This window comes from Natronolimnohabitans innermongolicus JCM 12255 (assembly GCF_000337215.1).
In the GTDB taxonomy this organism is placed as follows: Archaea; Halobacteriota; Halobacteria; order Halobacteriales; family Natrialbaceae; genus Natronolimnohabitans; species Natronolimnohabitans innermongolicus.
Window position 1 is genome coordinate 1 of the sequence record NZ_AOHZ01000105.1, and the last position, 236, is coordinate 236.

The 236-nt window shown below is 64.0% G+C and carries 1 protein-coding gene; it reads left to right on the forward strand.

Annotated features, from left to right (window positions below):
- A partial coding sequence (locus C493_RS23180) for a DUF7286 family protein (protein ID WP_007261468.1) occupies nucleotides 1-236 on the forward strand: 236 nt, incomplete at both ends.

A 236-nucleotide genomic window follows, 5' to 3' on the forward strand; every position in this document is an offset into this window, starting at 1 on the left:
GAGACCGACACGATCGAGAAACCGCGCGTCGACTTCCTGCAAACGCCGTCGCCGTTCCGGGCGCTGACGGACGAGGTCGAAGCCGTCGAAGACGACCTCGTCGAGACGGAGTCGTACGACACCGTGCCGGATCAGATCCGTATGGCGGTCCGGAACGCGTACTTCGAGCGGCTCCTCGAGGAGATCGACGAGATGGCGACGTTCCACGAGGAGATGATCGACGACCTCGACGACGC